The organism is Mesorhizobium sp. WSM4841 (assembly GCF_055811515.1).
Genome location: NZ_JBVVQC010000050.1, coordinates 13542 through 27537 on the forward strand (window position 1 = coordinate 13542; position 13996 = coordinate 27537).

Genomic DNA, 13996 nt, shown 5'->3' on the forward strand with positions numbered 1-13996 from the left:
CCTCTATACAATATTTAATTGTTTAGTTCGCGACCGCCGCTCCTGGTGGGGCCTCCAGCGTAATTGTGATGGTGTCACCCGGAGCAAGCAGAGTATCTTCAGTCGCCTCGGTCGTCGCTGCTTGTCCGTCAGTGGAGCGGGTTACACCGATCGTAATTCGGTCCCCTTCGCCTACAAGGTCGCTGCGCATCTGCATCACGTAGGCGATTTGTTTGGTCAATGAATCCATCTCAGCGCGCATTTGCGTCATCGCCGCGCGTTCAGTCTGCAAGTCAGCCAACAGGTCAATTCGACCTTGGTCGATAAGCCTATCAAGACTGCGCTGCAAATCCCCTTGGTCGCGTTCAAGTCGAGCGATCTCAGCGTTGGTTTGCAAAGCGCGGGTCGCTGACAAGAACACTGCGCGTTGAGCATCGTTGACGCTCGTGATCTGGATCAGACCTTTTTCGAAGAGCTTCTTGATGCGATCAAGTTCCGCCGCATCTGCGGCTGCGCCCGCTTGATCCGCCTTCTGCTGCTCCTTCAGGTAGCCCATTCGTTCCGCCGCCTTGGTTGTGGCCAACTTAATCGAAGCGCGCTCCTTCTCCTGATCCGCATGGACAGCTTCAAGATGCTTCCCCTCCTGCTGCAAAGCTTCGTCGCGACGAGGTTCGAGGCTCGGGTCACGTTCTGCGTCCGGAACCTCAATCGCTCTGGCGCCGCTCAGCTGCGCCTCTATGCGAGCAGCTTTGATTTCGCTTTCCTGGTACTTGATGCGCAGAATGTGGAGGCGGCCGCCAAGGTCCGCTGCTGTCATTTCAGGGTTTTCAAGCTCACCGCGACCGAGCTTGTAGCCGCCGCCAGCCGCCACAGCTTGTCGGACAGTCATTCCTGGTCTGAAGGGCTGAATCCCAGGAGAGGCAATGTCCCCGTCAATATAGACGGGTCGGTATTCCTCAATATCAACAATAATCTGATCTGGGTAAAAACCAGTCCAAGTCTCAGTGCCGTCGGCGGATCGTTGCGGAAGGGACTTTGGTTTTAAAACCTCAATTACCTCCTTGCGAACATCCTCTATTGTCTTCCCGAGAACCTTTAGGGGGCCTAGGACCGGCAACATAATTACACCGCTTTGGTCGATCACAGCTCGCTTTTGCATCTCGGGATAGCCTATGACAGCGAAGCCGATCACGTCGCCAGTCTGCAGACGGTACTCGCCGACATTGTACTCCTCTGCTAGGGCAAGGCCATTCGATAGATTCGCGTATGCGAACAACAAAAACATGCATGCGAGCGCAGCGCAGCTGCCTGCCCGCATCCAGCGCACCGATCTAATCAACATTCGCGATCACCCCGCAAGCTTGAGCATGACATCGACGCAGACCTTTCTCACAAGGCCATTCCTTTGAGGCGAATTTACGCTCTGAACAACGGCAACAAGGCAGACGATATTCCGAGATCGCGCCACTCTGATCGTCATCCGGCTGGAAGAATACAACTTCCGGAGGCCACCGCGATCGCGGCGATCATGGTTTTGCTATCGTTCGCGATGCTCCTGGTCGTCAATTTGGTGCAGTCGTGGAGCCGCAAACGCTATGGCTGACGTCACCATCGTGTCGCCGATCGGAAGCGACACCGCCGGCCAGCGAGCAGCCGGTCGCGCGCTACCTGCTGATGGCAGTCGCGTTCGTCTTCCTTGTGGCCTGAGCGGCATTGGCCCGCCTGAGGCGGGGCCGCCATGTCCGCCGCTCCGCTAAACACGGAAGCTGCGCGGCGGACACACCAACGTCGAAGCCATCCCATTTTGCTCAACTTGACGCACACAACTCGACTCAGCCTCTGCCTAAGTCCAGATCGCATGGCATGGCCAGTCCGTGTGGCAACCTCTCTTGGCCGCCGAACGGGAGTAAGCGCTCGTTGGGCCCCCCGATTTCCGACCTGCTCGGCCTGACCCGAAGATGCGAAGATGCCTCCGATATGGACGAGGTCTTGTGTATGGCAAGAGACGGCAAAATGGACGTCCAGTTGCACGTCCGGATATTAGGCGGGCGGGTCATGCTAATGATAGTTTCGTCAAGACCCTAATGCTACTCTCCTTCGGAAGGGTGATTTAGGCAGAGCGCGGCCAACTTATTATCTTAATGTCTTGCTTTGCACGTCATCTCCTTAGGAGGGCAACGTGGACCGCGACTTGGTTTATGACGTCGGTATGCATAATGGCGATGATACGGCGTTCTATGTGAGCCAAGGCTATCGTGTGGTGGCGATTGAGGCAGACCCTGCGCAAGCGGAAGCAGGGCGAAAACGGTTTGCTGCTGAGATCGAGAAGGGCCAAGTTCACGTCGTTGAGGCTGCGATTGGGCCAAGTCACGGACAAGCCTCATTTTGGATCAGTAGCAATCCCGAGTTCAACTCGTTCGATAGACAAAATGCGGAGATGTGCAACAACACTTCTCATGAGATCCAGGTCACTTGCCGACCGATGAACGACATCTTGGCCGAGTTTGGAACACCCTATTACCTCAAGGTTGATATCGAGACTGCAGATCATTTCTGCTTGGAGGCACTTGACCCAAGCGATCTCCCTCAATTCGCCTCGTTTGAGAAGAGCCGTTTGGAGGATCTGTTCTTTATGCACAATCTCGGCTATTCGCGTTTCAAACTGATTGCGCAGGAGGATTTTCGGCAGCTAAGTTATAGCCCCGATCAGGCCAACAAATGGTCACGAAATCTAAGACCATTGCGAAGTCGTGTTCGACGTATGCTGGGTCGCCGTGCACCAGAGAATGTTGCAAAGAAACATTCTGCCTACGGCTCCTCGGGTCCATTCGGTGATGAGACTGATGGCCCGTGGCGGCAAATGAAGGAAGTTGCATTTACGTGGCTTGCCTTTGATCTTGGCCACACCGGTGATCCTGACCCTGTCTGGCATGACTGGTTTGATGTGCATTGCGCACGCTAACAAGGTATGGACCCGGAGGGGATCCGTATGAAATAGCCCCCGAATGAACCGGACACGATCTCCATCTTGATAAGGGATAGGAGTAATGTCGTGTCTATGACTGGTAGCATTCCGAAGATTGAGATCCTGAACGGCCGCGAGCGACGGCGGCGGTGGTCGACGGCCGAGAAGCTGTGGATGGTCGAACGGGAGTTGGTCGCCTGGAAGCAAGCGTCCTGGCACAGGTTGGGGCGTCTTTATTCGCACCTGCTAATATATCGGTCGCTCTGACCCGTTCCGATATGTTATGATGGTTAACGCGCTCAGGCTTGGATTGCCAAGGAGCGCGTCACGCCAGCGGCTGCGAGTGGGACGGCGATGTCCTTTTTGCTTTTTTTGCGAGCCCTTATCATAGTACTGTTGGCATTCGCCATCAGTATATATTTGCTCACCGGCTCCGTCTGGGGCACGTTTGTCCAAACGTTAATTTGTGGGATCTTGATACAGATTGGGTACTTTGTTGCTGTCATGCTGCTAGTGTGGCGCTCGGTCTCCAAAGAATCGGTGACTCCGAAGTCACACATCGCGCGATGAGGCCGAAAGGGATCAACTGCCGAGCCACTTAGTGAGGCGGGCCACTCTCCGCCTTTATAGGCTCTGGCTGCTAGAGCAGGACGATCAGCAAGATGACACCCCACACCACGAAACAAAATGAGACTGCAGCCTGTCTTATTCTGGCATCGGAGAGGCTTTCCGCGACACGCCAGACGCGCGCAGGACCCTTGCGGTGATCGTTATCGCGCGTCTGTGATCGACGAGCCATTCCAATCGACCTCCCTGTTTCCCGCGGGACAGGCTCAACCGGAGCCCGGAATCTCTTGCTCAGATGTTTTGCCATCTGGCAATACGACTCAATTTCTTCCTTCAATTGGAGCTTACGACATGCAGCGGAATTGCGGCAGTCGGAGCATGGGCTTCGTGAGGTTTCGGTTTTATTGCATCAGAGGTTAGGAGTTGCGCCTTTGGCGAAGAGCGGGCTGATGCCCGCCCCGAGCGGTGTGCCCTGTGCTCCGCGGTCGTCGATACTGAATCTGCAGACATTTAGCCAGATGATGTGGTATGGTGTTTGTCACTAATGCGCTGCCAGTCTCATGCCACGGGTTTGAAGGCTTATGCTCCGCGAAGTTGAAAAGCACCCGGATTCTGCCTTCACATTCGGCGATCCTCAGTGGGGAACGATTGATCTCGAAACACTCGTGGCGGCAGCGCGACGGCAGTTGAGGTTCGTCCTTACATGCGCGCTCGCAGGACTTGTGCTGGGGCTGGCGTATCTTTGGGCCGAGGTGCCCTTGTACGAGTCGACCGCCAGAATCCTGATCGACAAGAACCAGCCATCCGTCGTGACGAAGTTAACAGAGACCGGAAGCTCCGCACCGGTTGACCCGATGATGCTGAGTCAGGTCGAATTGTTGCGTTCCGACCGCATCGGGCTAAAGGTTGTTGACAGCCTCGGTCTTGCTACCGATCGCTCTTTCTTGTCAGCGCCATATTCATTGCTCAACAGTCTCACAGGATCGGTCGCTCGGTTGGTGTGGCCATTCATCGGCAGTTCCGAAGCAAGCGGAGCGCCGGTGAAATCGAGTGCCGCGCGAGGATCCGATCCTCGATGGCAGGCATTTGGCATTCTGGCTGAGAATATAACCGTAGCTCGTGTAGGGGATTCTTACATTCTGGAAGTCCAATTTCGGTCGCCTAGCGCCGAAATGGCGCAAAAAATAGCCAGTAAGTATGCAGAAATCTATATCTCTGACCAAGTCGGAGCCAAAGACGAGTCGATTATCCGAGCTCGCGGCGCACTGGCGGAAGAGCTCGAGGCGGTGCGGAAGCGATCGGTCGATGCCGAGCTCGCAATCCACAGGTTCCGAACAGACAATATGCTGACCAAGGAAACGCTGGTTACCTTGCGCCAGCTCGAACTTGAGGCGTCCTCTCTCAAGTCGCAATATGAACAGGTCCTGCAGCAGTACCAAGCGAGCCTGCAGAACCTTTCGATGGCGTTGACGGAGGCGCGGACTATCTCGGAGGCACCAAACCCCAGCAGACCGAGTTCTCCGAACAGCAGTCTTACGTTGGCGTTCTGCGTCGTGCTCGCCGGCATGGTTGGCGCCGGTGTGGGCGGAATTCGGGAGTACCGGGAGCGCTTTTTCCGCACGACGGCTCAAGTGCGCGATGAGCTCGGACTTGAGACGCTCGGAATGATCCCTTTATTGGACGGGAAGCCAATTCGCCGAAACAAGCACGATCGTGCGGCCGGAGAGCCGTCATTCATCGAGGTGGGGAACAGCGCTTTCAACTGGGTAGAGCAACATCCGCGCTCGGAATTCGCTGAAGCGATGCGAACTGTGAAAGTCGCTGTTGATGTCGAGTTACCAGGGAAGAGCACCAAGGCGCTCGGCATCGTTTCTTGCCTCCCGGGAGAAGGGAAGTCGCTGGTCGCTGCTAATTTAGCGATGGTTCTTGCTATGCAGCGTTGTAAGACGTTGTTGATCGATGCCGATATCCACAATCCGGGCTTGTCCCCTATGTTAGCCAACGGCTGGGAACGAGGCCTGGCCAACTTGTTGGCTGGAGAACTCAATCCGAAAGATTTGCTGGCCCATCAGTCATTGCCATTGAGGTTCCTGCCCGGCGTGAACCAGAGCCAACAAAAGCTCGCAAACACCATGCAGCCTATCGAGAAAATGGGCGACTTTCTGCTCAAGGTGGGCCCTATGTTCAATTACGTCGTCGTTGATTTGCCCCCGTTGGCTCCAGTCGCGGACGTGAGGTCCTTTGTCCAGCACCTCGACGGCCTTGTTCTGGTTGTTGAATGGGGTGTGACCGCTCGTACATTCGTGCGCGAAATCCTCAACAACAACCCGATCCTGGCGGATAAATGCATCGGCGTTCTGCTCAACAAGGTCGATATCACAAGAATCAAGCGGTACCAAAAGTTCGGCAGCGCCGAATTTTACAGTGAACGCTATAGTCAGTATTATCAGGCCTAGTTGTGGAGCAGGCATTGTTTTGTCTTGAGCAGATAGCCCAAGGAGGCTTTGACGAACAAACTCCGTCCGGGCTTATCCGCGCGAGACGCAGGAGATGGTGTTCGTCGGCAAGGACCGGCGATACATCGTCGCTTCCTCCAGCCGGTGGGCTGCGCGCTGGCATCGGACTGGGAAAAGGGCCAGGTCGAGAACCATGTCGGACAGGTGGGATGCCGAGCAGTCAGAATTCACGATCGGCCCGGCTATCCTGGTCGCCAGTGCTTTGCCGGTCCTTACATTCCGCCACCCAACACCGCCGTAGCGCGGACACGCAAAGCATCCTGCGAATAGGCCTCCAGCATATCGTGTCGTGCCTGTATTCCGATCTCTTTGCGAAGCGTTTCATCGCCCGCGAGCACTAACACTTGGGTCACCGCCATCTCCGCTGAGGGCACAGTAAGCTTCAGCATATTCTCTCCATGCTTGCCGTAATCCCGAATACCGCCGACGTCGGTCGCGATAATCGGAAGGCCGGCAAGCATCGCCTCGGCGACGACGATGCAGAACCCTTCCGTATCGGACAGATTGATGAACATGTCACGATCACAGGCCAGCTCGAACCAGCGTGCGACATATCCATGGAAATGCACGCGATCTCGAATGCCGAGCTCATCCGCCTTGCGCGAAAGCGCCTGCCGTTCCGGCCCATCGCCGTAAAGATCGAGGCTTGCAGAAACGCCGCGGTCTTGGAGCATTCGGATGGCCTCGATCAGGCGGTCAAAGTTCTTTCGCGCCATAAGGCGTCCGGCTGCAGCAAGGCGCAAGGGTGTGTGAAGCGCGTAGTCGCGCTTGTGGGAGGAAGCCCCATCGGCACGAAACAGAGGCACCACATGCGACCGGCGCCTGCGGGGCAGGAAGTATGCTTGTGTCTCCCGGAGCGTATTTTCGCAATCAGCCCAGATTTCGTCGACACGCCAGGACAGCGCCTTGAGCACAGGGCCATAAACGCCTTCGGCACGCCGGGAGCGGTAACGGGCGATGTGCTCGAATGAAACGCAGCGAAGCCGAGGAGCGAACATCGCAACTAGCCGTCCCAGGAGATTGGCCTGCTTGAGCGACAACACAACCATATCCGGCCGCCACTCCCGGATGAGGCGCAACATTACAAAGAACGTGCTCACGAAGGTGCGCAAGGAAGGCTCTTCGCTCTGCGACGTCAGGATAAGATTGTGCTCTCCGATCTTTGCGGCGATTTCATCGGCAAGAGCCCCGCGACCACGGCAACAGGCTAGAATCTTCAGCTCATGCCCGCTGAAAAATCCTGCTTGCAGCAAGGTCAGCAGCCCGTGCTCGGCACCACCGGGATCGAAGCCGTTGATGAAGTAAAGAATTCGCATGTGATACGGAAGCGTTCCCGATTGCCTTGTGCCTCTAGCGCTGAGCGCCCCGATATTCGTCAATGCCGCTCCCTTTGCGAAGGGCGCGGTAGAACAACAGCTTGGCTGCGCGGCGCACCTGGGGCTCCACGCCCCTCGGCAGGACGCAAAGAAGGATGTAAACGTAGACGCGCCAGGACAATGGATTGTGCCACATCGCGCGAATGAGCAAGCGCGCTCCGCGTTTCTTTTCGCCTTGAGCCACGCAATCATTGCCCGCCTTGGCGTACAAACGCGCGTTGCGCCGACGCGCGAGGTGCGTAAGTTCCGGCCGTCGCATGACCCATTCTCGCGTGAGGCGTTCGGCTACCGGCAGAAGCGCGTCGAGTCTGCGGGTTATGTTCGAGCCATGGCGCCGTTTATAGACGAGTGCTTCGGCCACATGTTGAAATGTCCAACGCTCGGCTGCGCGCATACAAAACTCTGTATCCTCTCCAGCCTTGAATGCCTCGTTGAATAACCCGATATCTTCGACCATCTCCCGCCGCATAACCATACTGGAAGGAACAATCGGCCCATCAAGCAGAAAATATGTCGGCAACGTATCGCACTGGTCCGCGCGATAGCGGCGCACGGCGACGTGTAGAGCATCGGACAGATCCGGCGCGGAAAAATCGACAAGATCACCATAGACAAGACCTGCCTTGCAGCCATTGCCCAAGACGGCTAATTGACGCTCAAGCTTGTCCTCGGCCCAGAAGTCATCGCCGTCGAGAATTGCAATAAGATCGCCGGCAGCATGTCTGATGGCAAGATTCCTCGCCGATGAAAGCCCGATACCCGCCGTCGTCAGGACGTGTATGCGCGGCTCCCTGCGACCCAGCGATGCTATCACTTCCGACGAGCCGTCCATCGAGCCATCATTGACAATGATGATCTCTTTGATGTGGCTCGACGCGGTCTGATTAATCACGCTTTCCACTGCCTGCACGATGAAGCGTTCTTCATTGTGGCATGTCATGATAACTGAAACACTCATCTCGTGTTTCCTGGCAAGGGGCTCCCGAGGAATCGGGGATGTCTCATGCTCCCGGGGTGGCTCCTCCGCGCCCTGTGCAATGATAGCCAAAGCCCGTGCCGCGTCAATTCCGGCAGGAGCGAGACAAGGATCAATGTGACGAACGCTCGTGTGCCGGAGGCTTCTGTTCCAACGTAAAGGGCGCAGGGAACAAGAAGCACGAGGGGCAGAAGCCGTGCCTGGGCCGCTCCGATCAATCCGTGAGAAAGGGCCCAGCTTAGAGTACGGCTTAAGCGAAACCATGCAGCAATCCATATGAGAATATAGAGGCTGAGCCCAATGATGCCGTTCTCGGTGAGGATGCGTTGAAACTCGCCATGTATCCCCAGCCGCAACTCGCCAGGAAGTCCGCTGAAATCCGTATCGATAATATTCTTGAATTGGTTCGTACCCACGCCCATCAGTGGATGTTCGGAGATGAGTTGTCTGGACAGAGTGAAAGCAAACGCGCGCTGGACATTGCTCGGGGTGTCACCAGGGGCATATTTCCCCGTCGCGACCAGATATTCGTATTGCCCCATGCTCAGCGGATCGAGAATGGTCTGCATTTGCTTCTCGACATAGGCGTTACCCATCGTGGTCGATAACATGAAAAGACCCACGAAGCCGGCGGCGATCGCCGGTACCATTGCAGCGAGCCGTCCGCGCATCAGAAGCGCAGCGGTCAGAAAGAGACAGATCAAAAACGCCTTGCGTTCCCCGGATAGCAGGAGCAGGGGAAGTATCCCTGCCCATGCAAACCAAAGGCCGCGCCGCTTGGCCCGTTTGGCGAAGAGGAGGAGCCCCGCGAGCGCAATTGGAAGGAAGGTGAATACGAGCCTTGGGTCGGCCAAGTGCTTCCAGCCGACCGAGTAGCCATGAGCCACATGCCAGGAGATCGTATAGGCGAGAATCAGCACCATGCCGAAAAGCAAGATGTTGACGGCCTTCTGCGTCTCGAGCCATCTAGCCTCCTGTGCGATGGCGAACGCAAAGGCGCCCACAGTGGACATCTGCAACAGCTCGCGCAGGCCGTTCTTCGCGTCCACGCTGAAGGCCGAGACCAAGTGCCAACCGAAGAAGGGCAGGAGCAGCAGAAAACCGACTGAAAAAGCCAAATTTCGCCAACGCCCCGTCGCCAGGCCAAATATGAGCGCCAGCAAGGCGATCAGCTCGAACGGACGCAGCAACACAAAACCCGTCTCGAGCCTGATTGGCAGGAAGAGACTCAATATCGCGAATGTGAGGAGATAACGCATCACAGCCTGCTCGCGGCGCAATATTCTTTTAGCATGTTCTCTTTCCCGGAAACAGAACTTGTTGGATGTATCAATGCCAGCCCGCGGAGAAACACTTCACCCTGCTCCAGCCGACAACCCCATCGTTCTGCCCGCTGTGGCAATCGCATATCGAAGAGGTTTCCGCCTGTTGGGAAAGCTCACCCTCCTCGGCTGCGGGGAGGCCTACTGGTGGCAGAACTCATCAGCAGTCCGACGAGAGTGGTGACGCATCCCGACGGCGTGCGGTCGATGCGGGCTAGCCGACGGTCTCGCTCTCCGGTGTCCAGGCTTCTGGCTGGTTGAGCACAGAGACCGCGCGAACATGGCAGCGAATCTTATGCCCGGTATCCCGCGAACTGAGCTCATAGCTTGTGCCGGTTTCGTCCACGATCGGAACGCCGTCGCGATACCAGAGACACTCTATTGCGACGCAATCACGTTCGATACGACAGTCAGCTCTTGGACTGGTGAAGCCTCGCCCGAGAAGACCGGCAATGCGCTGAATTTCGGCGGGACATCAAGGGGGATGGGTCCGCGCAGGACTCAGTGCACTCCATTCAGTCCGCAGAACCCTTCGAGAAAAGCAAGGGACATATCCGTGGCGGTGGTTCCAATCTCACCTCAGATACGATCGCTCGTGCTCATCGCCCGGAAGCACATAAAAGCCTGAGAGTTTAGGGCCGGGCCCAAGCCCGGAAATGGAGAATATCCGATCGAGATCGGGGCGAAGCGGCAGGCGAGTCTCTGTCGAAGCACCCTGTAGTCAAACCCCTTGTGATCGAGATAGGCGCCGGACTTGCTCCGTGGGACCTGTTGCCAGAGAATTGCCGCACGGAATAGCTCCCAGGCGCTGTATCGCCATCGCGATTTGTTTATGAAAATGGCGTTGGGGTACTTGAGCAAGAGAATAGGCCCAATCATGATGGGCACGGAGATGATCAGAACTCCACCAGCCCGAAGAGAGCGCTCACAGAACGAGATGAACTCCTCTAATACGTGGTCGTCGACATGCTCGAGGGTTTCAAAGGCCAGCACCGCGTCTAATACCTCATCAGGTATCTCTCCCAGGCTCCCTACCGGCGTGAACGATGGGGCTTTTGGCGTCACATAGGGATCATAGCCGTAAAGCGGTCCTGTCCAGCCCCCGCCGGCCAGCGTGTTAAGAAAGTCGCCATTGTTGGATCCGTAGTCGAGGATAGCGCTGCTTGGAGAGAGATGTTGCTTCACAAGTCGGATACCCCTTTCATGCCGGCTTCTCTGCGCAAACCGTGCGGCCGGGTTGGGGCTATTCACCGTCAAGCGATCATAGGCGGACGGACTCATATGTTTCTCCCGGGGCGAAAAGGAACTAAGAGGAGACCCTGCCGCCTGTCCTTTTTGCTCGGGCAGATGATGCCATAGTCAAGCCGCGAAAGCTCATTTGCACGATTACCTCTCTACGACGTCCGCTTCGGCTGTCCAGGCTTCCGGCTGATCAAGCAAAGAGAGCGCACGCACTTGGCACCGGATCCTGTGCCCAGCATCCCTTGCATTGAGCTTGTATGTTGCAGCAGTTTCGCCGATGATGGGAACTCCGTCACGATACCAAAGGTACTCCAGATGCGACGCTGGCACATTCGGCTGTACGCTCAGCGTGCTTCCGATTGAGGCAGAGCTGGAAAGCTCTGGCAATCGCGCGAAGCCTGCAGGCACCTCCGCAAGGTCCGACTCCTTCTGGCGGACCCGAATATAGTCTATGGCCATGTCGTAAGTTTCGGATGGATCCGGCAAGACTCCGCCCCTGCCGGATCGAAAGCCCAAATCGACCATGATGTATTTTTGCGCGGCAAGCTCCGGAGTCGTCGGGCAACGTGCCACTTCATAGCCATCAATCACGAAGTATGTGTAATTATCTTCGATCTGGGCGTACCACGTATGAAACTCGCCGTCATATATGTCTATCGCGTTGGGGAAGCCGTTTGATTGGTCGATCGGGTAGCCGGCGATCTTCCTGCGCACGTCAGCGGCGGCGATTTGGGGATCGAGATAGGCAAGCGCCGGCTTATGCACATGCTGGCTGATATTGATCCACGTTCCGTCCTCCGCCCCATATTCCCAAAAGTCAGTTTCCAGACGATTCCGCGTCCGCCAAAACAGGTGCTCCTTGCCATAGGCCCAGAAGGCAGGAAAGAAGCCCGGGCGCGGCGCGGAAAGCTTGGGGAACTTGGCGCGGATCTCGAATATTCCTTTTCCCCACCGCCGACCTTGGCCGTTGTTATTGACCGAAGAAAACGCTCCGGTCCTCCAAACCTTGTTGTGGACGAGACGGAGCGACAGCGTGTGGCTCTCGGCATCGTGAATGTATGAAGACGGCGTCCCGGAAATCCGCTGTGCCTTCGCATCCCCGCCGATATTGGTGAGGTGCGTCGGCGCGAACCAGCCGCTGCTCTGTGCGCCTGTCAGATCATCGACAATGGTGTTGGTCTCGAAATCGTCGAAGAACACCGTCGTATAGCCGCTGATATCGGGCGCCGCCTGACCGCGATGGGCTTGGTTCGTCCTTGTATCAACCGCCGCCCAACTTGCCCAAGCCTGCGAATCGAAGGCATAGCGCGCGGGATTGTCGCTGGCATCCACCGCCGAAGGCGGGCTCTTTCTATAGGGATGATCGTCGGGCAGGTCGGCTTGCCTGCCGGCGCGCCACATGGCCCAACCCACGAGCTTGTCGATCTGCGCATCATTGAGTTCGCTTTGCCCGATGATGACGCAATCGATCGCGACATCGGCCCTCATCGGATTGTTCACATCGCCCATGAAGCTCTGCGATTTCATCAGGTTGGGTTTCAATGCATGAATCGCCTGGCCGGCCGTCTTGACCCCATTCACCACAGCCTGCATCACGAATCCGCGGCGGTACCCGACCATGACATTCCAGTCGTCAAAATCGGTCGAGTACTGCCCTTCCTCGCTCTTGAGCTTGCCGTCATGGAGCCGCGAAACGAATGTGCCGGCCGAGGGCTTGAAACAGACCTGGGGCTGGCGATGCACCGGGCCACCCTCCGCGCCATTGACGCAAAGAACGGAAACGTTATCCGCACCGGTGTTGTTCACCGAATGGCACCGGGCGATCACGAGCCACCACCGGTGGAGATAGGGGGCATCCTTATCGACTGGCCAGGTCAACGCCTGTTTCGTGCCCTTCTTGAAGAGGACGCCGCCGTTATTCGGAAGCCTTGTTGGGCGCAGGGAGGGCTCGGCTTGCACCGCAGCCACCGGCTTCACGCCGCCGGATTGCCACGAGGAGATTTCGCCTTCGGCCAGATCCTCCTGAAACCAGGATTTCACAATCATTTCCGAGAACAGACCAGGACGCCAGGAGTCAGCTTCCGGCAGCGAGCCTTCCGCCGGGCCGGCGGCCCGAGCATCCCGTCCTGAGCGACCGGATGCCGTCAGCACAAGGGCGGCGCATGCGGCAAGTGCCAAATCCCGGCGAGATATGCGGTTGGTCATTATCGTGTGCCTTACCTATCTCACATCGCGCCAATATCCGCTGGTTTCGAGCTAAGGCTGCACCACGACGCCCGTTACCGATTATTGCGCTTCTCCTCGCAAAAACAATTCGCCGCTTTAGTTTGGCTTTTCAATGACGCCCTGCGGCGCGCCGAAGGGCAACAGAATCATTCGAAACGGAGTGGTCTGCGAGCATCGAGATATTATAGAACGAGCCGTTATCGTCATTCGTTCGGTCGAGGGGGCTCGAACATACGGGTCAACATGATCGCTGCCTCTCTCTCGACGTAAGATGGCCGCAGACAAGTTCTGGCAATTCTGCTACAAGGGGCTTAGCTTGCTCCGAAGGTCTATCCGCGCGCCGGAACCCACTTGGTCAGGTCGTCTCCCGCGAGTTCAATGTGATGAACTTCGCCCGTCCTAGTACCTCCTTTCAGAAATCGGATTTCCCATGCGTTTTCGTGTGGTACGAGTAGCGCTTGCAGTGCTGTCCGGCACGCGGCGATGAAGCGGGCGCGCTCCTGACGATGGTCGACAACCAAAAACACGCGCGCTACGGGTACAGTGACACGAGCCTTTACGACGCGAGGGTTAGGAAATACTATCGCCCAATACACTCAGACAGGTCAATAGCGCACCGAACCGCAATCCCTGGACCCCAGAATGGATCGAGCCATTGTCATAAATTCCTTCGGCCGCGGCGGGTCGAACATTCTGGCGAATATGATCGGCTCTTCGCCCGGCGTCCTCATGACCTTCGATGAGTTTTGGCAACGGCGGCTGGAATCTTCCTCCAAAGGTCTATCGGCGTCTGGGAGTCCGGGCGGGCAAGCTTGCCTCCAGGTCAG

At 56.8% G+C, this 13996-nt stretch carries 10 protein-coding genes and 1 pseudogene; 5 read left to right on the top strand and 6 right to left on the bottom strand.

Annotation, left to right across the window (positions count from 1 at the left end; translation table 11 throughout):
• Positions 1–22: 22 nt before the first annotated feature.
• Positions 23–1321 carry a polysaccharide biosynthesis/export family protein gene (locus AC0L14_RS32820; protein WP_473752002.1) on the bottom strand — a complete coding sequence of 433 codons (1299 nt, stop codon included), beginning with the start codon at positions 1319–1321 and terminating at the stop codon, positions 23–25.
• 110 nt (positions 1322–1431) lie between these two features.
• Here AC0L14_RS32820 and AC0L14_RS32825 point away from each other — a divergent pair.
• The 4 genes and pseudogenes from AC0L14_RS32825 to AC0L14_RS32840 form a co-directional block, all read left to right on the top strand.
• Positions 1432–1582 (top strand): annotated as a pseudogene (locus AC0L14_RS32825) (molybdate ABC transporter permease subunit); the annotation flags it as partial.
• Positions 1583–2158: 576 nt separating this feature from the next.
• Positions 2159–2941 carry an FkbM family methyltransferase gene (locus AC0L14_RS32830; RefSeq protein WP_473752004.1) on the top strand — a complete coding sequence of 261 codons (783 nt, stop codon included), beginning with the start codon at positions 2159–2161 and terminating at the stop codon, positions 2939–2941.
• A 357-nt stretch (positions 2942–3298) separates the two neighbouring features.
• Entirely contained in the window at positions 3299–3514 is a 216-nt protein-coding gene (locus tag AC0L14_RS32835; protein WP_287341716.1) for an exopolysaccharide production repressor protein, read from the top strand.
• A gap of 578 nt (positions 3515–4092) precedes the next feature.
• Positions 4093–5967, top strand: a complete 1875-nt coding sequence (locus tag AC0L14_RS32840) for a Wzz/FepE/Etk N-terminal domain-containing protein (RefSeq protein ID WP_473752005.1) — start codon at positions 4093–4095, stop codon at positions 5965–5967.
• Between the two features lie 272 nt (positions 5968–6239).
• Here the strand turns inward: AC0L14_RS32840 and AC0L14_RS32845 are convergent, their stop codons facing one another.
• From AC0L14_RS32845 to AC0L14_RS32865, 5 genes are all read right to left on the bottom strand, one after another.
• Positions 6240–7343 carry a glycosyltransferase gene (locus AC0L14_RS32845; RefSeq protein ID WP_473752006.1) on the bottom strand — a complete coding sequence of 368 codons (1104 nt, stop codon included), beginning with the start codon at positions 7341–7343 and terminating at the stop codon, positions 6240–6242.
• Between the two features lie 34 nt (positions 7344–7377).
• Complete coding sequence (locus AC0L14_RS32850; RefSeq protein WP_473526334.1) at positions 7378–8361, bottom strand: glycosyltransferase family 2 protein; 984 nt, start codon at positions 8359–8361, stop codon at positions 7378–7380.
• On the bottom strand, positions 8358–9638 hold the full coding sequence (locus AC0L14_RS32855; RefSeq protein WP_258118615.1) for an O-antigen ligase family protein: 1281 nt from the start codon (positions 9636–9638) through the stop codon (positions 8358–8360). The genes AC0L14_RS32850 and AC0L14_RS32855 overlap by 4 nt, the downstream gene beginning before the upstream one ends.
• A 642-nt stretch (positions 9639–10280) precedes the next feature.
• Entirely contained in the window at positions 10281–10982 is a 702-nt protein-coding gene (locus AC0L14_RS32860; protein ID WP_473752007.1) for a class I SAM-dependent methyltransferase, read from the bottom strand.
• Between the two features lie 105 nt (positions 10983–11087).
• Positions 11088–13148 carry a hypothetical protein gene (locus AC0L14_RS32865; protein ID WP_473752008.1) on the bottom strand — a complete coding sequence of 687 codons (2061 nt, stop codon included), beginning with the start codon at positions 13146–13148 and terminating at the stop codon, positions 11088–11090.
• Between the two features lie 663 nt (positions 13149–13811).
• Here AC0L14_RS32865 and AC0L14_RS32870 point away from each other — a divergent pair.
• A partial coding sequence (locus tag AC0L14_RS32870) for a hypothetical protein (protein WP_473752010.1) occupies positions 13812–13996 on the top strand: 185 nt, incomplete at its 3' end.

What these genes read in the sequence shown, in the direction of transcription:
- AC0L14_RS32820 (WP_473752002.1), bottom strand. Translation starts at nt 1,321, where the DNA reads ATGTTGATTAGATCGGTGCGCTGGATGCGGGCAGGCAGCTGCGCTGCG.
- AC0L14_RS32835 (WP_287341716.1), top strand. Translation starts at nt 3,299, where the DNA reads ATGTCCTTTTTGCTTTTTTTGCGAGCCCTTATCATAGTACTGTTGGCA.
- AC0L14_RS32840 (WP_473752005.1), top strand. Translation starts at nt 4,093, where the DNA reads ATGCTCCGCGAAGTTGAAAAGCACCCGGATTCTGCCTTCACATTCGGC.
- AC0L14_RS32845 (WP_473752006.1), bottom strand. Translation starts at nt 7,343, where the DNA reads ATGCGAATTCTTTACTTCATCAACGGCTTCGATCCCGGTGGTGCCGAG.
- AC0L14_RS32850 (WP_473526334.1), bottom strand. Translation starts at nt 8,361, where the DNA reads ATGAGTGTTTCAGTTATCATGACATGCCACAATGAAGAACGCTTCATC.
- AC0L14_RS32855 (WP_258118615.1), bottom strand. Translation starts at nt 9,638, where the DNA reads ATGCGTTATCTCCTCACATTCGCGATATTGAGTCTCTTCCTGCCAATC.
- AC0L14_RS32860 (WP_473752007.1), bottom strand. Translation starts at nt 10,982, where the DNA reads ATGAGTCCGTCCGCCTATGATCGCTTGACGGTGAATAGCCCCAACCCG.
- AC0L14_RS32865 (WP_473752008.1), bottom strand. Translation starts at nt 13,148, where the DNA reads ATGACCAACCGCATATCTCGCCGGGATTTGGCACTTGCCGCATGCGCC.